Genomic DNA, 21,071 nt, shown 5'->3' with positions numbered 1-21,071 from the left:
TCGCTCCCACAGGGGGATTCGGGGTAGGCATAGGATTTGTGCCCACCGCAGATCCAATGTGGGAGCGAGCTTGCTCGCGAAGAGGCCGGCACATTCAATATCGATGCAAGCTGACCCGCCGCTATCGTGAGCAAGCTCGCTCCCACAGGGGGATTCGGGGTAGGCATAGGATTTGTGCCCACCGCAGATCCAATGTGGGAGCGAGCTTGCTCGCGAAGAGGCCGGCACATTCAATATCGATGCAAGCTGACCCGCCGCTATCGCGAGCAAGCTCGCTCCCACAGGGGGTTTCGGGGTGGCGCGTGAACTTTGGGCATGAAAAAAGCACCCCGAAGGGTGCTTCTTGTACATCTTCCAATTACTGGGCCGGTTCGTTCTGACCCAGGATCAGTTGGCCTTCCTTGCTCACCGGGATCTGGTTGCCCGGGTCGCGATCCATGCGGACCTTGCCTTCTTTGCCGTCAAGCATGTAGCGAACGTCGTAGCCCACAACCTTGTCGCTGATGTCATTGACGGTGTTACAGCGAGTCTGGGTGGTGGTGTAGGTGTCGCGTTCCTGCATGCCTTCCTGGATCTTGTTACCGGCATAACCACCACCGGCCGCACCCGCCACGGTGGCGATCTTCTTGCCGTTGCCGCCGCCGATCTGGTTGCCCAACAGGCCACCGGCCACAGCGCCGAGCACGGTGCCGGCGATCTGGTGCTGGTCCTGGACGGGCTTCTGCCGAGTCACGGTGACGTCCTTGCACACTTCACGCGGGGTCTTGATCTGGGTCTTGACCGGCTCCACGGCCAATACTTGCGCATACTCAGGGCCACTTTTTACCAAGCTGTAGGTGGCGACCGCACCACCGGCTGTTACACCGACAGCACCCAATACCGCACCAACCAGCATCGATTTGTTCACTTGAACCTCCTGACCATCACAAGCGGAAAAATCCGCGCTTCTCCCAGCCTTGGAGCATAAAAAAAGGCGCGAGTTCAACTCGCGCCTTTTCAGCGGTGACAGACGGAAAACCGAGCCTTACGGGCGGTCGTCCACCTCGGTGTCAGTGGCCGCAGGAGGAATCAGATCCTCGGAGCTCAGGTTCAGCCAGATCAACACCACGTTGGCGATGTAGATCGACGAGTAAGTACCCGCCATCACACCGATGAACAGCGCGATGGAGAAACCGAACAGGTTGTCGCCACCAAACACCAGCAGCGCGACAATCGCCAGCAAGGTGGAGATCGACGTCGCCATGGTCCGCAGCAGGGTCTGGGTGGTCGAGATGTTGATGTTCTCGATCAAGGACGCCTTGCGCAGCACGCGGAAGTTTTCACGCACCCGGTCGAACACCACGATGGTGTCGTTGAGCGAGTAACCGATGATCGCCAACACCGCCGCCAACACCGTCAAATCGAAGGTGATCTGGAAGAACGACAGGATGCCCACAGTCACGATCACGTCGTGGATCAGCGAGATAATGGCGCCCACCGCGAACTTCCACTGGAAGCGGAAAGCCAGGTAGAGCATCACGCCGCCCAGGGCCAACAGCATGCCGAGGCCACCCTGGTCGCGCAGCTCTTCACCCACTTGCGGGCCGACGAACTCCACGCGCTTGACCTGGGCCGGGTTGTCGCCGCCAGCCTTCTGCAAGGCCTCGGCTACCTGGTGACCCAACTGCGGGTCTTCGCCTGGCATGCGCACCAGCAGGTCAGTCGTGGCGCCAAAGCTCTGCACGATGGCATCGCTGTAGCCCGACGACGCCAGTTGCTCACGCACCTTGGTGACGTCGGCCGGACGCTCGTAGGTCAGCTCGATGAGCGTACCGCCGGTGAAGTCCAGGCCGTAGTTCAGACCCTTGGTGGCCCAGCTGAACAACGCCAGGACGGTAAGGAACAATGTGACGCCGAACGCAATGTTGCGAACGCCCATGAAGTTGATTGTACGTAACATGGCAGCCCCTTAAATCCACAACTTCTTGACGTCACGACCACCATAAATCAGGTTGACCATTGCACGGGTCACCATGATGGCTGTGAACATCGAGGTAAAGATCCCGAGGGACATGGTCACTGCGAAGCCCTTGACCGGGCCGGTGCCCATGGCAAAGAGAATCCCGCCGACCAGCAACGTGGTCAGGTTGGAGTCGACAATCGCAGTGAATGCGCGGCCGAAGCCTTCGTTGATTGCCCGCTGGATCGACATGCCCGCGGCGATCTCTTCACGTATCCGCGAGAAGATCAGCACGTTGGCGTCCACCGCCATGCCCATGGTCAAGACGATACCGGCGATACCCGGCAGGGTCAGCGTGGCGCCCAGCAAGGACATCAGGGCCAGCAGCAGCACCATGTTCACCGCCAGCGCAACCGTGGCGATGATGCCGAAGAAGCGGTAGATGGCGATGATGAACAGCGACACGAACAGCATGCCCCACAGGGAGGCATCGACGCCCTTGGTGATGTTGTCGGCACCCAGGCTCGGGCCGATGGTGCGTTCTTCAGCGAAGTACATCGGCGCGGCCAGGCCACCGGCACGCAGCAGCAGGGCCAGTTCCGAGGATTCGCCCTGGCCGTTCAGGCCGGTGATGCGGAACTGGCTGCCCAGTGGCGACTGGATGGTCGCCAGGCTGATGATCTTCTTCTCTTCCTTGAAGGTCTGGACCGGCACGTCCCTCTCGACGCCATTGACCACTTGCTTGGTGTAAGTGGTGGTCGGCTTCTGCTCGATGAAGATCACCGCCATGCTGCGACCGACGTTGCTGCGCGTGGCGCGACTCATCAGTTCGCCGCCATGACCGTCCAGGCGAATGTTCACCTGTGGACGACCCTGCTCGTCGAAGCCCGCCTGGGCGTCGGTCACCTGGTCACCGGTGATGATCAGGCCACGCTCGATCTGCGCCGCCGGACGACCGCCTTCACGGAACTCGAAGCTCTCGGAAGTGGCCTTGGACGCACCCGGCTCAGCGGCCAGGCGGAACTCCAGGTTGGCGGTCTTGCCGAGGATACGCTTGGCTTCGGCCGTGTCCTGCACGCCTGGCAGCTCAACCACGATGCGGTTGGCGCCCTGGCGCTGCACGATCGGCTCGGCCACACCCAGCTCGTTGACGCGGTTACGTACCGTGGTCAAGTTCTGCTTGATGGAGTATTCGCGGATTTCCGCCAGCTTGGCCGGGGTCATCGCCAGACGCAGCACCGGTTGACCGTTGAGATCGGCCGGCACAATGTCGAAATCGTTGAAGTTCTTGCGGACCAGCGCACGGGCCTGTTCGCGGGCATCTTCATCGCTGAAGCCCAGCTGAATGGCACCTTCGAACTGCGGCAGGCTGCGATAACGCAGGCGCTCTTTACGCAGCAGGCTCTTGACGTCGCCTTCATAGACTTTCAGGCGTGCGTCGAGGGCTTTTTCCATGTCCACTTCCAGCAGGAAGTGCACACCACCGGACAAGTCCAGGCCCAGCTTCATCGGATGCGCACCGAGGTTGCGCAGCCACTGCGGCGTGGTCTGGGCCAGGTTCAGGGCTACAACGTAATCGTCGCCCAACGCCTTGCGCACCACATCCTTGGCTGGCAGCTGGTCTTCAGCCTTGACCAGGCGCAACAGGCCGCCCTTGCCGTTTTCGGCGATGGACGCAGCCTTCACATCGATATTGGACGCCTTGAGCGCAGTGCTCGCACGGTCCAGATCGGCCTGGGTGACCTGCAGCGCAGTGCTTGCGCCACTGACCTGAATGGCCGGGTCATCCGGGTATAGATTGGGAGCGGAATAAATCACACCGACCGCCAGCACCGCCAGGATCAGTACATATTTCCACAGAGGGTATTTGTTCAGCATCACGCCGCCCGCTTATGACGCGGGGCGCCTTGCGCGCCCCGTCGATTGAAAAGAAGTGGTTACTTAGATCGCTTTCAGCGTGCCTTTTGGCAGCGTGGCCGCGATGGCGCCCTTCTGGAACTTCATTTCAACAGTGTCGGACACTTCCAGTACCACGAAGTCATCAGCCACTTTAGTGATCTTGCCAGCGATGCCGCCGGTGGTGACCACTTCATCACCTTTTTGCAGGCTGCTGAGCAGGTTCTTCTGCTCTTTGGCGCGCTTGGCCTGTGGACGCCAGATCATCAGGTAGAAGATGACCAGGAAGCCGACCAGGAAAATCCACTCGAAACCACCGCCCATAGGGCCGGCAGCCGGTGCAGCCGCGTCAGCCATGGCGTTAGAGATAAAAAAGCTCATTTAGCACTCCAGTTGCAAGTATTGAATCTAGGGATCGGAAAACTCAGTCCAAAGGCGGAACAGGCAACCCGCGCTTGGCATAGAAGGCCTCGACAAAGGCGGCCAATGTACCCTGTTGGATAGCCTCGCGCAAACCAGCCATAAGCACCTGATAATGGCGCAAATTGTGGATGGTATTGAGCATACTGCCGAGCATTTCGCCGCACTTGTCCAAATGATGCAGATAAGCGCGGGAGAAGTTCTGGCAGGTATAGCAATCGCACGTCGGATCGAGCGGCGAATCATCATGGCGATGGAACGCGTTACGGATCTTCAGCACACCGGTGTCGATGAACAGATGCCCATTGCGGGCATTACGGGTTGGCATCACGCAATCGAACATGTCCACCCCGCGGCGCACACCCTCAACCAGATCTTCCGGTTTGCCAACGCCCATAAGGTAACGAGGTTTGTCAGCGGGCATCTCGCCCGGCAGGTAATCGAGCACCTTGATCATCTCGTGCTTCGGCTCACCCACCGACAGGCCACCAATGGCCAGGCCGTCGAAGCCAATCTTGTCCAGGCCTTCGAGGGAGCGCATGCGCAAGTCGCGGTGCATGCCGCCCTGGACGATGCCGAACAGCGCCGCGGTGTTTTCGCCATGGGCATTCTTCGAACGCTGGGCCCAGCGCAACGACAGCTCCATGGACACCCGCGCCACGTCTTCATCGGCCGGGTACGGCGTGCATTCGTCGAAGATCATCACGATGTCCGAGCCCAGGTCACGCTGCACCTGCATCGACTCTTCCGGCCCCATGAACACCTTGGAACCGTCCACCGGAGAAGCGAAGGTCACGCCCTCCTCCTTGATCTTGCGCATCGCACCGAGGCTGAACACCTGGAAGCCGCCGGAGTCGGTCAGGATCGGGCCTTTCCACTGCATGAAATCGTGCAGGTCGCCGTGGGCCTTGATCACTTCCATGCCTGGGCGCAGCCACAGGTGGAAGGTATTGCCGAGAATGATCTCCGCACCCGTGGCGACGATGTCACGCGGCAGCATGCCCTTGACCGTGCCGTAGGTGCCCACCGGCATGAACGCAGGGGTTTCCACGGTTCCGCGGGGGAAGGTCAGGCGTCCGCGACGAGCCTTGCCATCGGTGGCAAGCAACTCGAAGGACATGCGACAGGTGCGACTCATACGGTTTCCTCGGGCCCGCGTGGCGCGGGGTTACGGGTGATGAACATCGCATCACCGTAGCTGAAAAAGCGGTACCCATGCTCGACGGCGGCCTTGTAGGCGGCCATGGCTTCGGGATAACCGGCGAACGCCGAAACCAGCATCAACAGCGTGGATTCAGGCAAATGAAAGTTGGTGACCAGGGCATCGACCACATGGAACGGCCGGCCCGGGTAGATAAAGATATCGGTGTCGCCACTGAACGGCTTGAGCACGCCATCGCGCGCAGCGCTTTCCAAAGACCGCACGCTGGTGGTCCCCACCGCCACCACCCGCCCACCGCGGGCGCGACAGGCCGCCACGGCATCAACGACTTCCTGGCTCACTTCGAGCCATTCGTTGTGCATGTGATGGTCTTCGATGCGCTCCACGCGCACCGGTTGGAACGTGCCAGCGCCGACGTGCAGCGTCACGAACGCGGTTTCCACGCCCTTGGCCGCAATCGCCTCCAGCAACGGCTGATCAAAATGCAGCCCCGCCGTCGGCGCCGCCACCGCCCCCAGGCGCTCGGCGTACACGGTCTGATAACGCTCGCGGTCCGAACCTTCGTCCGGGCGGTCTATATAAGGAGGCAACGGCATGTGCCCGACACGGTCGAGCAGCGGCAACACCTCTTCGGCGAATTCCAGCTCGAACAACGCATCATGCCGCGCCACCATCACCGCCTCACCGCCGCCGTCGATCAGAATCGACGAACCGGGCTTGGGCGACTTGCTCGACCGCACATGGGCCAGCACGCGATGACTGTCCAGCACCCGCTCCACCAGAATCTCCAGCTTGCCGCCGGAGGCCTTCTGGCCGAACAAACGCGCGGGAATGACGCGGGTATTGTTGAACACCATCAAATCGCCCGGGCGCAAATGCTCGAGCAAATCAGTGAATTGACGGTGAGCCATGGCACCGCTGACCCCGTCCAGGGTCAACAGTCGACTGGCGCGACGCTCGGCCAGCGGGTGGCGAGCGATCAGCGAATCCGGGAGTTCGAAGGTAAAGTCAGCAACACGCATGATGGGGTTCGTCTAGCAGGGCCGGAAAGTCTAGCGGAAATATTAAAAATTCACCATGAAACGTGATTGACCAACGGTAGGCACCTCTCTATACTTCGCCGCCATTGAGCCCTGATGGCGGAATTGGTAGACGCGGCGGATTCAAAATCCGTTTTCGAAAGGAGTGGGAGTTCGAGTCTCCCTCGGGGCACCATCTTAAAGAAAGACCTTGAAATTCAAGGTCTTTTTTTTCGTCTGCTAGAAAGTGGTTTTGCTGTGATCAACGCAGATCTCACCTGACGGCGATCCCTTTTGTGGTGAGGGGATTTATCCCCGCTGGGCTGCGAAGCAGCCCCCAAATACCCATCCTATGGTGAGGAATAACCTGTGGCGAGGGAGCTTGCTCCCGCTTGAGCGCGAAGCGCTCACAAAAATGTCACAGCCCCCACCGATCCTCTGCCTTGCGACGCCCAGTTGACCCACCGCCCCCTCCTCACCCGCTGACAAAGGATTTCACCCCATGGAATTGCTACTGGAAACGGTCGCTCTCTACTCCCTCAAACTGGCCTATGAGACAGAAGGCCACAGCCCGATCCTGCGGGATGATCCATTGATGGGCAGTTGCGACCGGGAGATTTTTGAGTTGCTGATACGGCGGGGCGATGTGGCCGGGATTCAGGGCGAAATCAGCCGATGCCTGGATTTAGCGTTGGGGGCGATTGGTGGGGTGGATACAGTGCTGGGCCGAGAGCTGCATCGTTTGGCTGCGGACTTCAACGCAGTGCAGAAAATGGACGATCTTTACGCTCCGCTCATCGCGCTTAACGGTTACGTGAAAGATATTCTATAAACCCCAGCGCTCGCACGTTCCGCGTGGTAACGCATACCGCGATGCTCCGCGTTGCAGATCCAACAGCCAAAACACGCTCCTACGCAGGCAACCAGGGACGACATCATCACAGCGATAGGCAGTTGGCTAACCGAAACCCATGAAGCGAAACGGCGAATGGTGAGCAACCTGGAAATGCTCTTCTGGATCGCCGCCGCGATTTTCGGCGCGATCGCCGCGAAAGATTACGCCGCGAAGCGTAAGGCACTGATGAGGCGAACGGAGCAAGCCTTGCCAGAGAAGGAGCTGAGCGCTACGTTGTTGAGTGACGAACAAGGTCGTGCGGTTAAATTCGTTGGCACCCTGCGGCGGGTTGAGGGCGGGTATACCGTCAGCCTGATTCGAGAGACTGACGGGGAGCGTACCGAGTCGTGTAGCGAGGTGATGCCGTCGCTGGAGAAGGTTGAGGTTTATCTTACAAGCTGTACTTCGTTTGTTTTGTCGGATTTCAAACACTGAAAATGCCGTGCATGTGGATTCATACCGTGCGCTCAGAGACGAGTTTCGTGCTCCGACCATCGCATTCGGATACATTTAGAAGAAATGAAGCATCCATAAGCCCACAATTCAACCATCTCCCTTTCTCGATATATGCCGCCTGCGGTGGACCAAGAGCATGAATACCGCCAGTTTGAGTCTTGAGATTGTTAGGGTGCCCCGCGTAGAATAGCGACACCATATAGACACCAGAAGGAACTGACGCCACCCCTTAATAACTGCATACTTATACAGCATCAAACTCAGCATTCAAAACTTGCAAACATTAAACCCCCCAAGCAAGACTTCAAGTAGCCCCCCCAGCATGATACTCGAGGTACTCTTTGAACAAAAAATATTATTTTAGCAACCTATTAATCTCACTCAGCTTACTCGCACTGGGTTTAATCGTTTGGTTTTACAAAGAGCCCTTATACGAAACAACAAACCTGTTCTATCTAATCACATGCCTCTGCAGCACTTTTCTTTTCCCCTTCTCCAGAAAGCTTATTGAAAATACATGCTTGCGCTTTACAAGCCGTGAATTTTGGACAACTGGTTTATTGACTGAAAGCCCCGGAAAAAACGGACTGTACGTCATATATTTTTTCATATGCATGATTACAGCAATACCTTTGGGGGGCAGCTTTTTAATATATCTTGGATTGAAGAGAGTGGTCTAAATAGACCACTCTCCTTTGCTCTTATCGACTCAAAACAGAATCAAGAGCATCATTGAACATTTTTACACGCGCATCATTAATAAACGCACTAACCAACGCCATAACTAGACCAAATGCAATAATACCCATAGGTGTGGTAACTGCTAGACCGAACGCAAATGCTATCAGTCCAGTTGCCGCCGCGCCGGCAAATAGGGTTTCAACTTTCAAAACCGTACTGTTCCAGTCACCCGTCTCATAGCCTTTTTTGATTTCGACGAGCAAATCCATGGCATCAATAGCTTTCCCCACGTACCCAAAAGCCTTACTAAAAACATTTAGGTTCTTTGCCAGCTCGCCCCTATCTAACGACTCAAGAGCGTTAGCAATTGCCGTCCGATCAGCGACACTAAATTTTTTGTTCAGATTATCCTTGTACTGATCGAACGCTCGTAAAGCTTCATCAGCGCTTCGCAGTACTTTACCTTTCGCATCATCAGTCATTTGCTGAGCTAAAGCTGACATCTGTGTGCCAAACCTCCCACTAATATCTTTGTAAAAATCAGCAGTAAATTTAATCGCGCCCTTTAACTCATCATCTGCTTTGGTCTTCTCATCTGCCAACCGCTTAGCCTCAGCTTCTGCTTTGGCCTTCTGCTCCGCCAAACGCTTAGCTTCGGCCTCAGCTTTGGCCTTCTCCTCTGCCAAACGCTTAGCTTCGGCTTTAGCCTTCTCTTCCGCCAGCCGCTTAGCTTCGGCTTTGGCCTTCTCTTCCGCCAGCCGCTTAGCTTCGGCTTTGGCCTTCTCTTCCGCCAGCCGCTTAGCTTCGGCTTTGGCCTTCTCTTCCGCCAGCCGCTTAGCTTCGGCTTTGGCCTTCTCTTCCGCCAGCCGCTTAGCTTCGGCTTTGGCCTTCTCTTCCGCCAGCCGCTTAGCTTCGGCTTTGGCCTTCTCTTCCGCCAGCCGCTTAGCTTCGGCTTTGGCCTTCTCTTCCGCCAGCCGCTTAGCTTCGGCTTTGGCCTTATTTTCTGCCGCTTGGGCTACGGCAATTTTCGTCGTGAAAGCTTTAGTTTTCGCAGTGAGAATTCTAATCTCCTCAGTTAAAACTTTAACATTGTAAGCCGCAGTACCAGCCGCGATAAAAAGATTATAGTATGCATCTTTATCACGATGAGAGTAACTTCTATTAACAAAGTCTACTCCGTTCTGCTTAAAATCCTTACTTAAAAAAGCCCTTCCAAAAAAAGCACTGGATTTTACAGTATCACTCTTAATCTCAGCTTGCTTGGCCAGTAAAAGGGCGTCAATCGAAGCCTTTTTTTTCTTCAGCCCCTCTAGCGACTCATTAGTATTTGATCCAGTGGTTGCGTTAATTTGCATTTCAAGACTGGCGGGAATATTTGGCACACTGGCTTTGTATACATCTTCAATTTTTTTTAAGGAGCCGGCAGCCACCACAAATATGGTCGTTCCCGCACTGTCGTGATTTAGATTTATTCCCAGGTCACTAAGCTTAGTGATGGGTCCGACTCCCTTAACCCATGGTTGGGGTTTCGCAACATAACCACCACCTGGTATCGGTTTGGGCGGCTGCGGCGGCGGCGGGTTAGGTGTGATTATGATTGGGGGTAATTCCATGGTTCCGTTTGTAGACATCATGTTCTCCTAATATGAGATCACACTGTTGATCAGTGGGATATCAGCACTGTTAAGGTCTCTATCGAGACCTGCGGCTTCCGTGTCTGTGTTCCCCTCAGCCTGTTGGGGCTGGGATCGAACAAGGCAAAAAGACTGTACAAAAACACAGTCGTGAAATCAACAAAAATATGCATTTATGCATATCCTGATGCGAAACCTAGCTTCCCAGGCTCGCTTACTCCATCGGAATGCACCCCATGGAGCCACGAATTAGGCATTGAGTGATGTCATAAAGCCCCATGACCCTCTGTAAGGTTCAGGGGATGACAAGCTGAGTGTGGAAGCACCATAGGGGACAGGCCTCATCTACCCTTCTCAATTGGCTTGTATCCGACGTGGGTTTCCGTGGTGTCATCGACGAGGCGCACAGGCGATGTAGGGGCTTCATGCTCCGGCGATCATGCTCAGAAATTTTCCCGATATTCTGTGACTGGCACATGGCGGGTAAACGAACCTTACATCTATTACTGCGATTAACGCTTTCCGTAATAACCTAGACAGTCATTCCCGCTTGCCAGATTGTTATAGCTGTCGAACGTTTCGAGGCTTGAACAGTGACCCGCCCACAGCTTGTGCAGATTGATCTAAACGGAGTGATGAGTGCCAACGAACTCCATTCCACCCTGAGCGATGCGCTCGGCTTCCCCGGCCGGTACGGCTGTAACTGGGATGCCTTCTGGGACGCAATCACAGGACTGGTGGAAATGCCCGTGCACCTGAAAATTTCCGGGTGGGATGCGTTATCCAGGCGCTTACCCAAAGATGCTGAGCTCATGCAAAAATGCCTCGAAGACCTGAGCCTTGGGTATCCATCGTTCGCGTCAAACGTAGAGTTCGACTGAACGCAAGAACGCGGCGACGGCTGGCGGTGCGACACCCAAGGTCATCGACCCACTATCCGAGGCGTCGTAACATCCCATCGCACCACCCAAACCATGGAAACGGTTGAAGAGCGGCCAAGGACACACGTGAATCTACAAATCGAAATCGAACGAATCTTTGGCAACAACACGTTCGCCAGACCACTGTTCTATTCCTATCCCGGCGGCCTGCGCTTTGAACTCTCCGAACCCGGCGGCGTGATCGATCAGTTTCTAACCGCGCACCGCAAGGCTACAAAGATCTGTAACGACATCTTCCACGGCGAAGACGAGCTTGTCGTCTGTCTGCGCGCCTACGCTGACGCAAGCCATTTCATCCACAGGCCAGAACTTCGCGCGCTGCGATCAGCCGGGATACTCATTCCCTCTACGCGTTCAATCTGGCGCGAGGATATAGCCGCTGACGAGTGGTACAGCGCAGATCAGCCAGAGTATTGGATCAATCTCGCTTTCAAACTCCCCATCTCCCGCCTTGAGACGTTGCTATGGGGAGCCCTAGCCAAAGACCTCGCGCCGATCCAACCGCAATTCAACTGCATTTTGTATCTTTTCAACCTGCCGCAGGGCGTTATGGTCTTTCCCTATGACGACAGGGGTTTGGATGTCGTTGGGCCTAACGAAACGCTACTCAGGCAGTTGTACTGTCAGCATCAAGAATATTTGCTGGACTATGACCGTGCAGAGATGGATAGCACGTTCGCATCGGTTACCCCTTCCCCACCTCCTGGCCCTTCAGGCAACAAGCGCTGCAAGTAACCAAGGAATGTCTACCGCATTAAAGGACTCAGATTGATGTCAATTTCCATAGGGACTTTCTTCTACCCTTACCTAAAGTTTCTCCACGGCGCGGCCTACAACCTGCACCAGATCCTGGAGGGGCTTGGCGTCGTCTCATCGACCTTCAACGGGCGTAACGACGCCGGGCAAATCATCGGAACCTACTGGTCGCCCGATGAAGCGATGGTGAACACGCTTGGCTGTCTGATGATGCTGTCACTGCTGCTGATCCCCTTGCTAGCAGCAGCCGCCTATACGGTGGGCAAGAAGCGAGGCGTGCTCATCTTCTTCGCGCTCTTGCTCCTACCAGGAGCGTTGAACTGCCTCGGCCTTTTTCCCAACATCAATTACCTGCCCATCCGTTACGCCATCAATGGCGTGGGGAAACTGGGCAGCGAGATCGGGCTCATCCCCTTGTTGATGCTTTGCGCCATCACCGGATGGGCCGTCATGGTGCTTATCTATGACAACCTCAACCTGACCGAACGCTTCCGTCAGATATACGATCACTTCTGGTTTCCATTGGCATTGGTCGCCGCGGTGTTCTTCGTGGCGGACAACGGCGCCAATGAAGACACCGCAATGCTGAAGGAGGCGACAGCGAGCATCCAGGAGGCCAGCGCGTTCCTGCTGAGCCAGATCAGGCGCTACGATGATTACTGCAGGGCGAATGGCCTGGATAGCCTGAAGTCCTGCCAGTGGAGCAGCGACTCACAGTGGACCTTCACCCATATCAAGGAAGGTGAAGCCAGCTACTTCATGGATTTCGCACCGAACGACTCCAAAGGCTTCTACGCCGAGACGAGAAGAACCATAAGCGACGAGGATGTGATCGCCATCCGCAAAGAGATCAACGACTACAACCAACGGTTGTGCCCCGTGAAGCACTTTTCCAATGGCATGTCGCGCTCATCGCCACTCTCCAGCACCTGCGAGTACGTCCCCCGTGGCTTTTGCTTGAACAATCCTGATGGCCCACCCGGCCTTGTGGACAACAACATCAGCAGTCACACCGTAGCCTTGGCCAGCGAATGCATCGTTCCCTGGCTTGCGGGTGTCAAGCCCACCTTGAAGCAGCAGATGGCGCTGGTCGGCAAGCATGACAAAGCCAAGAATCACCGTTGGTTGTATTTTCTTGCTGTTGCTGTGGCGGTGGGAGCGAAGGTGGCCTTGGCGACTACCAAGCTGTGCTTGATTGATGTGAGGCCTGCGGCTGATAGGCGTCGGGTTTTGAGGGTTGTACGGCAGAGGCTGGGGCAGTGCGCTCGGGTGCTGAAGCGCATGCTGGTCGGGTTCGGCCAATTAACATGGCTCGCCGCTCTCCGGGTATCGAAGCTGCTTAAACGGGGATAGCACGGCGGGACTAGCTTCTATCGGTAGGTACACTGGGGGCCGGGCGTTTTGTGCCGGGGTCAATCTAGAAGACAAAGGAGACGGACAGCCAAGGAAAATAAATCCGTCCCCTTTTCCTTATTGAATTTAGTTTTTGACGTCAGACTTTCGTGCCTCTGAATTACCAACGCACGGGACAGAGTTAAAACATATGTGATCGCGAGCGGTTACTTTGCACCTTGGCTTTGCATCCCCCGCAGTAAATGCTTGGCTGCATACTAAAACAGTGAACGCTCTGATATTTTTAATATCATACAAAAAATACTTCAATAGCTTTTCAACACAACTTATTCACGAACCATAAATCAGCAGCATAATGAAAACAACGTAGAAGCCATGTAATTTCGACTCAACCGGCTTCACATCACACTCCAGTCACGATCATTACTCCATCTAGCCCTAACATCTGCGAAACATGTTAAATTTTTGGATGTAGCTGAAACCCTTCTCATTTTTAACTCCCCGTTACTTGGACTATTTGTCCAATAGCCACCTTTCAGAAGTGTCTTAGAAACAACACTTAGGTCGCCCACCCCCTTGATCAATCTAACCTCACCCTTGTACGGACTCCGAAGCTCAAATATATATGTCAGCCGAAGCGAGCCAGTTCTAGGATTGTTGAGTATCGCCTCAACTTCCGAACTCCCACTTTGGAGAGCAGAAAAACTCTGAAGCGACAAAGTAAGATAGGTTTGCTTTATTATGAAGGCCATTTTAACTGGTGGTACCGACTCACCAGGAGAAGGTTGATAATTTGAAACAAGCTCGCCAATCCAAACGCCCTCAAGAACCGGACGCCCTATAATTGTTGGTAAAATAGAAAACTTCCACCCCCACTTGCAGAATACGAAAAACATCCCACTGGTTAAAGCAAACGAACTTGACACCATTGACAGCAGTCGCCGCCAAGTTAGCACGGCGTCAAAAATGGCAAGCTGAAGCACTAACCAAGAAGTAAATATAACCACCGTCGCCCAAAATATAAATCTAACTAACAAGCTGAGCTCTTTGGATGTTAACGTCAGATTTTCCAAACTCTAACCTCCCCACCAATGAATATATTTACCGCACCTTGAGCATTGATAACAGCACAGCAGGATACACTAGACAACCTAGACACAGCTTGCGCAGTAAAATACCTAGAGCCTACAGGAACTGCACCTTTCGCCGGGGGAAAAATAAGCTCAGATGAAGGACTTAAGAACTGACACATATGAGTTAAAGATTGCGTATCAAAATCAATAAGATGAAACCCATCGTGCCACTGACTTCGATAACTAGAGACATCCACTAAACACTCTACAATTTTCTCGAAATCTGAAATTGGTAGCTGAACCCCTACTGGAAGTATCCCTCCCATGGAATGAGAAGGAAGAACCATCAGATTCTTATAGAAAACAATACCTAAGCCCGAGAAATCCTTCACTCGCCTTTCAACAAGCGCGGACAACATCCTATCAACCCACTGCATGGACTTTCCTAAGTTCAATAAAATAATTCACTGGTTACCGCCGAGCATCAATCAATGCAATGCTTTTTCGCTACTTCTGAGACTTTCTAGCAAACTCCATCTTACCAAAAGTAGGTCGACCATGACCGTTAAAATATTCCCCACGACCAACCAATAAATCTTTATCAAATAATATATTGGCGCATCCAACATGACTACGCAACTCAGGTTGATCTATGCCTGGATCATTTCTATAGTTATAAAGTAGGCGATACCCTTCAGCTTCGTCATATAGTAAAGCTGCGGCGATACTATTAGACCCTGACTGTTCAGTTTTTAGCCTAACTCGAATTTTATCCCACGTCTGGCAAATGGTGACGTCTGCGTCCCACTCATATCGGACCTCTCCACTTTCGCTCAGGGTTTGCCCAGTGCAGACCCAGTCACCAGAGAGATCAGCGACCTTGAGCCACTTAGTTGCAATGCTCCAACGCCATACAAATTTATCAAATAACATATATAAAACAGAGAAGACCACGCCAGCGCCAACCAATGAAAGGGCAGTCGGTGGTAGATTCACTGCCACACCAAAAGTCGAAGCTAAATCAATCAAAGATAGCAGCAAAAAAACGATAACACCTGAAATAATACTAGCAGCCAATCCAATATAACGACCGATAAATGCCCGATTTATCCCACCCAGCAAAGCATATTCATGATTTAACAAATGACCGTCCCCTTTCCAATATAAATCACAATCGTTTTATAGAGTCCTTTTTTAATGACAGCCGGACTGCGGTGTTTCGCCAATTTCTTACAACCCGATACATCTCCCATCATCAAGTGCCCTCAGCAAAACAACTCGAAAAATTGACTAAATTCCCCCTATGTTGTGTTGGACAGAAAGTGCCATCACAGCATATAGTGGATCCAACCTCCCCTCAAGGGTTTGCTCCGATGGCCACGTTCAACCTTCATAGCCTTTTCCGTAGCACCGTTTACGACGATACCTACCTCGCTAAGCTGACGCTTGAAGAGGATGACCGAGCGCAGATGCAGAGCGCACGCACGCGCATCCGCGATAGATTGAGAACACGACTTCCCGGTGTGCTTCAGAAAGAGCTCCAGACTGACGAGCGGGTTCGTGCGCCTCGCTTTTTCACTCAGGGTTCTTGGGCATATAAGACGCTAAATGCCCCGTGCCGAACTCCCCAACAAGCTGACTTAGACGATGGCACCTATCTCCCATTCAGCTACCTGGAACAAGAACCCCCATCAGTTGTCAGTACGGCATTATTTAATAGCGTTGAGAAGGTGTTAAGGGAGCTCGCTGATGAAACAGAGGGGTGGACTCTATTTGACGATAACCCTAACTGTACTCGTATTGAGATCGCGCCTGATAAGCACATTGACGTACCTGTATATAGCATCCCAGATGACGAGTTCGAGAAACTCCGCGAAGCCCGAAACTTTTTGCTGAAGGCCGGCATGGATTCTTTGGCAGCGGATCAAAAGCCTGAGGATGACAACTGGGACCTAATGCCTACTCATGGCGTTCTGATGGCGACTAAAAATCGAGGGTGGCGAGATAATGATCCCCGCCCCGTAAAGGATTGGGTAAACGACGAGATCGCGGTAAAGTCGGAGCAACTGAGGCACATTATGCGCTACCTAAAAGGTTGGCGCGATCACCAGACATGGGCCAAAGGTGACCCCAAGTCTATTTTACTTATGGTTGCCGCAGCGGAGGCTTATGATACACAAATTCATGCTCGAGATGACTTGGCTCTGCTTGCAGTAGTTAGCAAACTCCCTGAAATTTTATCTGGCCAGCTGATAAATCCGACCACCATTAATAAGCCTGACGGGGAACAAGAGGATCTCGCCAAACGTCTAGATGAAGATGGCATTCGGGAAGAAGTCATCCAACGCTTCAAAAACCTGGCGTTAAAAATTAAGCAAGCTATTCAAGGCTCTAGCTCTCCACAAGAGTCATGCAATCTTTTGATCTCGGAGTTTGGCGCAAGACTCCCAAACGACGCTACACGAGTTGTCGTAGAAACGGTGAAAACGGACTCCCCCGACAGAACACCCGCGATTCTTCCTGTGGGTAACAGGACATCAGCTTAGAGATGGACCTTAGTGATATTCATCAAGCACTTCGGGAGCGGGGGTTTAAACTTGACAGAAGCTCTCCTCTCCCCATCTATTCGGGTACTCTTTCTGCCGGAAAAACATCAATTAAAGCTAGAGTTTATATCCAGGACAAAACTCTAGTCTCGCTTCCATTGATTCAATTATTGGAGCGCCCTGAAAATTTCCCCAAGGCCTGCGCACATCTTAGTAGCGAAGGATTCCTATGCTACATAGGCAGAGACCAAGCTTATTTACCACGTAACCAGTTAGGCGCGGGTGTACTAGGATGTCTAGTTCTTGCGGAAAAGCTCATTGAAAAAATTATTGACAATAAGACTCTTGAGGACACTCGTGATGAGTTTCCTGTTTACTGGGACGGACTGGACGTACTTCTAGACATACCTTTTAGTATAAAACCCGGCCTCCATAAGAATGCCTGCATTGTCGAGCTTCCCAAGACGGATAATAGGGAGGAGGTCATATGGATATTAGGAAAAGATGCCTCTAACTTTGCCGAGCGCTATAAACCTTGGGGCTCCAAGGATCTATTCTCGGACGTTCTCCTGCGCATAGTCGACATCAACTCTCCCCTTGGAGCACTTCCATTAGATTGGCCACCTCAAAGCCTTAAGTCTTTATCTCAGTGGTTGGCCGCTGTAGATAATGATGCGCGAAATGGCGTACTCGAAGCGATAAAAGACGCCTTTAGAGCCAAATCAAACAACGTCTTTGTTCTTGTCCGCGCAATCAATACTTCCTGCGCGGTGTTTCTCGACCTAGCGCTAGTTCGCAAACTACTCAAATCTTCTAGCCCTGATAGATTTATGCGTGCAGTTATGAAAGCTCACGCAATTAACGTTCGGATCATACGACTCACACCTATACCTTCCGATCCCGAGTCCTGGATAACTCGAAACCTGACCGATTATAGGAGCAGTCTTTCCGGAAAAAATATTGCTTTGATTGGCTGTGGCGCAGTTGGCGGATTTCTAAGTGACTTACTGGCGAAACAAGGGGCTGGATTTCTGGGTGGCCGACTCGCTCTGATAGACCATGACCGATTGTCAGTTGGAAATTTAGGTAGGCACTACCTCGGATTCGGGCAAGTCGGAGAGTTTAAGTCTGATGCTTTAAAACGTGAACTATCTGGGAAATATCCTGAAATAAACGTATTGTCTTCGACAGGCCGCATTAAAAAGACAGACTCAATAAAAGATTATGATCTAATTATCGATGCTACCGGAAACCAGGGGCTATCGCATTTCCTGAGCGCAGCAAAAATATCTACAAGGTTACCACCGATATTATATTCATGGGTTTCTGGAGCAGGGTGCGGGGCTCAGGCATACCTAATGGACCAAGACACAAATGCATGTCTCCATTGCTTAGACCATGCCACTCCAGGATCTTCCTTCTCGTTGATGCGAGCCGGTTATGAACTTAAGTATAAACATCTTGGTTCTTGCGGTGAGTGGCTAGTTCCTTTCTCTGTTCCTGCCGCCATACATGCGGCGGGGCTTGCTGCTGAGTTGGCGGTAGCTTGGGCAGGAGGAAAACCCAATCCTACACTAAGAAGCATCCTCATAGATTACGACAACGGAAAAATAGTTAAACCCATTTCACCGAAAAAAAGAGCACTGTGCCCAATATGCAATATAAAACCATGATGACAATCGAGGATGGCACTTTCGTTATTTTTCCGACAACACTTATCGATGAGCTAGAGCAAAACAAGCAAGTAAAGTCCAGAGACACGGAGGCAGGAGGGATAATAATCGGCAAGCGACGAAGTTCCAACATTGAGGTAGTAGCAATAACCACCCCCCAACTCAAAGACAGGAGGTCTCGCTGCCGTTTCGATCGTAAAGAGTTTGGCCATGACAAAATACTTAGCCAATATTGGCACCAAAGCAATGGGGAAGATAATTATTTAGGAGAGTGGCACACTCATCCCGAGGACTTTCCTAAACCATCATTTACAGACTTAGCCACTTGGAAGGGGATGAGTAGCGAGCACGGCATTCCACTTATAGCTGTAATTATAGGTCGAATGAATAACTACTACGCAATTGTGTCCAAGTCTCGAATTTATCGACTCGTAGAAATTACGTAGATTGAATTATGCGGCTCCTTACCATTGATCCTCTACGCCCCCCCAGACCTTCCGCCCTTCTATTAAGATGCGTTACACCAGTGGATTTGGTAACACCCCTAGCCCAGAGGTGCCCATGCAGTGTTACGAGAAAAACAATCTTCAAATTCAATTAGTTAGAATGATTTGTTACACCCGTAACTGGAGTAACACCGGATTTTTGTAGGGCTCCTCCCCCCGCCCCGGAGGCATCAATTCCATCAGCGATACCTAATGAACACGTCGCCAAGGATGTCCGGGGTCCCTGCAAGATTCGACAGTCACGGGGTCGGAAACCCGCAGGACCTTGTTAGCGGGAGAACTCCCAGCTTAGTGAACAGGTGAACTGCCGGTTCACCTGTGCATTAGCCCTATGGAATGGCCTATCTGAGGTGACCATTACCGGAACGGTAATGGTGGCTGTTTTTCGATGTGTTTCTTTCAATTTCAATGATTGAAATTTCAGTAACTCTTGAGTCCTCCCACTAACGAAGCCCCGCGGGTTTCCGACCCCGTGTTTATACAGCGCGTCCAGGGGCCCCGGCAGGTTTGCGCGTCATCAATGTGTCGTAGTCTAGTTAGCACCGCTGGCGATGTGGGCAAGCATCGCCTCTTCCTCCCTATCAGCCCACTTCATGTACTCCCCAAACCATTTTGCTAATTGGTCGGATCTAAGCCCACCGAGACGTAGGTCCTCTTCTCCAAAAGCTTCGATTGCCCTAGTCAATGCCATTTCTGCTACCCGAGCAGCATTTATTGCGCCTTCCTCAAGATCTAGGGAAGCAGGTGATATTGAGCCATGCACCAAACGAGATCGAAGATCATAGGCGTCTCTTGCTCTCTTTATCCATTCATTACGCCCTACTTCAGCACTAAAGCATAAGGCCGCCACTCGTTGAGACACGAGTAAGGAAATATCGTCTTTTTCATCAGTCATCAACAACCGCTCGAGAGCTGTAACGTACTTGACTGTCTTGGTTGCATAACTGTTATCACGGGCTGCCTCACCAAACCATTGGGCGGCGTCGATAAATCGCCTACTGATTGGCCTATCTAATTCAGGATCAACCGTCACCTCAAGTACGACATCGAATAGTTTTTTCCAATAAAGCATCCGTGGCTCTGATAACATTTCAGACCAACCGTCCTGATATATGACCTCGCCCAGATACGAGAAAGACAATGATGGTTCGAGTAGGCCATCGCTTCCTATTGTCAGTTTCGCTCTACTATCACCGCTTACATCAAGACCTCCTAATTGCATTCGACTTGTATTCGCCACACCCAGCATCAAGTGCAAACAGTTAAGACTTGCTGTAACAGCCTCTTCAGCAATTCTATTAGACGTCGGGCCATCACAATTTGGAACAGAGACCTCTGCGACCCAACGAAAATTACGATAATAACGAAGTGCTCTTACGAGCAAATCACGCTCATGTCGACCCTGAGCAGTATTTTTGGCAGATTTAGTACTAGAGCGGCTTTGGATCAAAACTCTTCGAACCATACTTAACTTATTGTGAAATGTGACAGGTCCGAGCGTGAAGGAATCGGGATCTTTGACATTCATAAGGTGACAAGGAATAAAGTGAGTAATTTGATCTAAGTATTTTTGAGAGACTTTAATTGTTGCATTAAATAGCCGATCAATTTGTTTCATATCAATTTCTCGCCCTTCCTTAAAGAATCGATATACGAATAGCCTTGCCAATTCTTTTCGCACGCTGCCCAGGCTTACTCGTTTCGATATCCCCCCTCTCTCTGCAGCCTCCTTAGCAAAATCTGTGATGATGGATGAAGCAGCGTTTCCACAAACCATTTCCCCCTGCCCACTAGGATGGGGCAGGAACGACATATGATCCGTTCGGGCTATTGATCTCATGCCGCCACGATTTAGTTGCTCCTGAATACGGTTGCACTCGGCGATCACAAATTTTGCGTCGGCTACCAACCTTGCTCTGCTATAGGGCATATCGCCTGTCATCCTTGTTGGCTTGGGTTAGAATGGAGTCTAATTTAGACTACTGCACCGCTTGCAGGCTCGGTAGGGGCTTGCACCCTGTATCCCTATCTGTATCCCTAACTGAAAGATCCGTCTACAAGGCACGGTTTATATGGAGCGCACGAGTCTCCCTCGGGCACAAAAAAGGCCTTGCTGAGCAA

The 21,071-nt window shown here is 52.4% G+C and carries 20 protein-coding genes and 1 tRNA gene; 10 read left to right on the top strand and 11 right to left on the bottom strand.

The window, feature by feature from the left end; all coding sequences use genetic code 11:
• Positions 1-358 precede the first annotated feature (358 nt).
• From ACIPQ1_RS23580 to queA, 6 genes are all read right to left on the bottom strand, one after another.
• Complete coding sequence (locus ACIPQ1_RS23580) at positions 359-907, bottom strand: glycine zipper 2TM domain-containing protein (RefSeq protein ID WP_018607449.1); 549 nt, start codon at positions 905-907, stop codon at positions 359-361.
• A gap of 117 nt (positions 908-1,024) precedes the next feature.
• Entirely contained in the window at positions 1,025-1,939 is a 915-nt protein-coding gene (secF, locus tag ACIPQ1_RS23575; protein WP_250965988.1) for a protein translocase subunit SecF, read from the bottom strand.
• 9 nt (positions 1,940-1,948) lie between these two features.
• Positions 1,949-3,817, bottom strand: a complete 1,869-nt coding sequence (gene secD / locus ACIPQ1_RS23570) for a protein translocase subunit SecD (protein ID WP_446534861.1) — start codon at positions 3,815-3,817, stop codon at positions 1,949-1,951.
• Between the two features lie 63 nt (positions 3,818-3,880).
• Positions 3,881-4,216 (bottom strand): preprotein translocase subunit YajC, encoded by a 336-nt coding sequence (gene yajC / locus ACIPQ1_RS23565; RefSeq protein WP_007982729.1) that lies wholly within the window; start codon positions 4,214-4,216, stop codon positions 3,881-3,883.
• Positions 4,217-4,259: 43 nt separating this feature from the next.
• Positions 4,260-5,375, bottom strand: coding sequence for a tRNA guanosine(34) transglycosylase Tgt (tgt, locus tag ACIPQ1_RS23560; RefSeq protein WP_212800693.1), 1,116 nt, complete (start codon positions 5,373-5,375; stop codon positions 4,260-4,262).
• A gap of 14 nt (positions 5,376-5,389) precedes the next feature.
• A complete protein-coding gene (queA, locus tag ACIPQ1_RS23555) occupies positions 5,390-6,439 on the bottom strand; it encodes a tRNA preQ1(34) S-adenosylmethionine ribosyltransferase-isomerase QueA (protein WP_025211994.1) in 1,050 nt (349 codons plus the stop codon).
• Positions 6,440-6,547: 108 nt separating this feature from the next.
• Here queA and ACIPQ1_RS23550 point away from each other — a divergent pair.
• The 4 genes from ACIPQ1_RS23550 to ACIPQ1_RS23535 all read left to right on the top strand — a co-directional run bounded on the left by ACIPQ1_RS23550 (position 6,548) and on the right by ACIPQ1_RS23535 (position 8,467).
• Positions 6,548-6,632 (top strand) — tRNA-Leu (locus ACIPQ1_RS23550).
• Between the two features lie 306 nt (positions 6,633-6,938).
• Entirely contained in the window at positions 6,939-7,268 is a 330-nt protein-coding gene (locus ACIPQ1_RS23545; protein ID WP_325918390.1) for a hypothetical protein, read from the top strand.
• Between the two features lie 156 nt (positions 7,269-7,424).
• A complete protein-coding gene (locus ACIPQ1_RS23540; protein WP_434572218.1) occupies positions 7,425-7,766 on the top strand; it encodes a hypothetical protein in 342 nt (113 codons plus the stop codon).
• A 362-nt stretch (positions 7,767-8,128) separates the two neighbouring features.
• Positions 8,129-8,467, top strand: a complete 339-nt coding sequence (locus tag ACIPQ1_RS23535; RefSeq protein ID WP_434572220.1) for a colicin E1 family microcin immunity protein — start codon at positions 8,129-8,131, stop codon at positions 8,465-8,467.
• A 21-nt stretch (positions 8,468-8,488) separates the two neighbouring features.
• Here ACIPQ1_RS23535 and ACIPQ1_RS23530 read toward each other — a convergent pair whose 3' ends face one another.
• Positions 8,489-10,099, bottom strand: a complete 1,611-nt coding sequence (locus ACIPQ1_RS23530) for a colicin-like pore-forming protein (RefSeq protein WP_446534860.1) — start codon at positions 10,097-10,099, stop codon at positions 8,489-8,491.
• A gap of 596 nt (positions 10,100-10,695) precedes the next feature.
• On the opposite strand from ACIPQ1_RS23530, the gene ACIPQ1_RS23525 reads away from it, so the two are divergent.
• The 3 genes from ACIPQ1_RS23525 (at position 10,696) to ACIPQ1_RS23515 (ending at position 13,152) form a co-directional block, all read left to right on the top strand.
• Complete coding sequence (locus tag ACIPQ1_RS23525; RefSeq protein ID WP_446534859.1) at positions 10,696-10,983, top strand: barstar family protein; 288 nt, start codon at positions 10,696-10,698, stop codon at positions 10,981-10,983.
• Positions 10,984-11,109: 126 nt separating this feature from the next.
• A complete protein-coding gene (locus ACIPQ1_RS23520; protein WP_446534858.1) occupies positions 11,110-11,778 on the top strand; it encodes a DUF3885 domain-containing protein in 669 nt (222 codons plus the stop codon).
• A 36-nt stretch (positions 11,779-11,814) separates the two neighbouring features.
• Complete coding sequence (locus tag ACIPQ1_RS23515) at positions 11,815-13,152, top strand: hypothetical protein (protein WP_446534857.1); 1,338 nt, start codon at positions 11,815-11,817, stop codon at positions 13,150-13,152.
• A gap of 398 nt (positions 13,153-13,550) precedes the next feature.
• Here ACIPQ1_RS23515 and ACIPQ1_RS23510 read toward each other — a convergent pair whose 3' ends face one another.
• The 3 genes from ACIPQ1_RS23510 to ACIPQ1_RS23500 all read right to left on the bottom strand — a co-directional run bounded on the left by ACIPQ1_RS23510 (position 13,551) and on the right by ACIPQ1_RS23500 (position 15,368).
• Positions 13,551-14,225, bottom strand: coding sequence for a hypothetical protein (locus ACIPQ1_RS23510; protein ID WP_446534856.1), 675 nt, complete (start codon positions 14,223-14,225; stop codon positions 13,551-13,553).
• Positions 14,213-14,662 (bottom strand): hypothetical protein, encoded by a 450-nt coding sequence (locus ACIPQ1_RS23505; protein WP_446534855.1) that lies wholly within the window; start codon positions 14,660-14,662, stop codon positions 14,213-14,215. Before ACIPQ1_RS23505 ends, ACIPQ1_RS23510 begins: the two co-directional genes overlap by 13 nt.
• A gap of 70 nt (positions 14,663-14,732) precedes the next feature.
• The gene (locus ACIPQ1_RS23500; RefSeq protein ID WP_446534854.1) at positions 14,733-15,368 is read right to left on the bottom strand and encodes a Cap15 family cyclic dinucleotide receptor domain-containing protein; all 636 of its coding nucleotides are present in this window, start codon (positions 15,366-15,368) and stop codon (positions 14,733-14,735) included.
• 230 nt (positions 15,369-15,598) lie between these two features.
• Between ACIPQ1_RS23500 and ACIPQ1_RS23495 the strand changes: the two genes are divergently transcribed.
• The 3 genes from ACIPQ1_RS23495 to ACIPQ1_RS23485 are packed head-to-tail and all read left to right on the top strand — an operon-like array spanning position 15,599 to position 18,890.
• The gene (locus ACIPQ1_RS23495) at positions 15,599-16,771 is read left to right on the top strand and encodes a CBASS cGAMP synthase (RefSeq protein ID WP_446534853.1); all 1,173 of its coding nucleotides are present in this window, start codon (positions 15,599-15,601) and stop codon (positions 16,769-16,771) included.
• A gap of 2 nt (positions 16,772-16,773) precedes the next feature.
• Complete coding sequence (locus ACIPQ1_RS23490) at positions 16,774-18,444, top strand: ThiF family adenylyltransferase (protein WP_446534852.1); 1,671 nt, start codon at positions 16,774-16,776, stop codon at positions 18,442-18,444.
• Positions 18,426-18,890 (top strand): Mov34/MPN/PAD-1 family protein, encoded by a 465-nt coding sequence (locus ACIPQ1_RS23485; protein ID WP_446534851.1) that lies wholly within the window; start codon positions 18,426-18,428, stop codon positions 18,888-18,890. The genes ACIPQ1_RS23490 and ACIPQ1_RS23485 overlap by 19 nt, the downstream gene beginning before the upstream one ends.
• Before the next feature lie 592 nt (positions 18,891-19,482).
• Here the strand turns inward: ACIPQ1_RS23485 and ACIPQ1_RS23480 are convergent.
• The gene (locus tag ACIPQ1_RS23480; RefSeq protein ID WP_446534850.1) at positions 19,483-20,880 is read right to left on the bottom strand and encodes a hypothetical protein; all 1,398 of its coding nucleotides are present in this window, start codon (positions 20,878-20,880) and stop codon (positions 19,483-19,485) included.
• Positions 20,881-21,071: the final 191 nt, after the last annotated feature.

Source organism: Pseudomonas sp. LARHCG127 (assembly GCF_052871455.1).
Note: the sequence above shows the minus strand (reverse complement) of the source record. Positions and strands in the feature narration are given on the sequence as shown.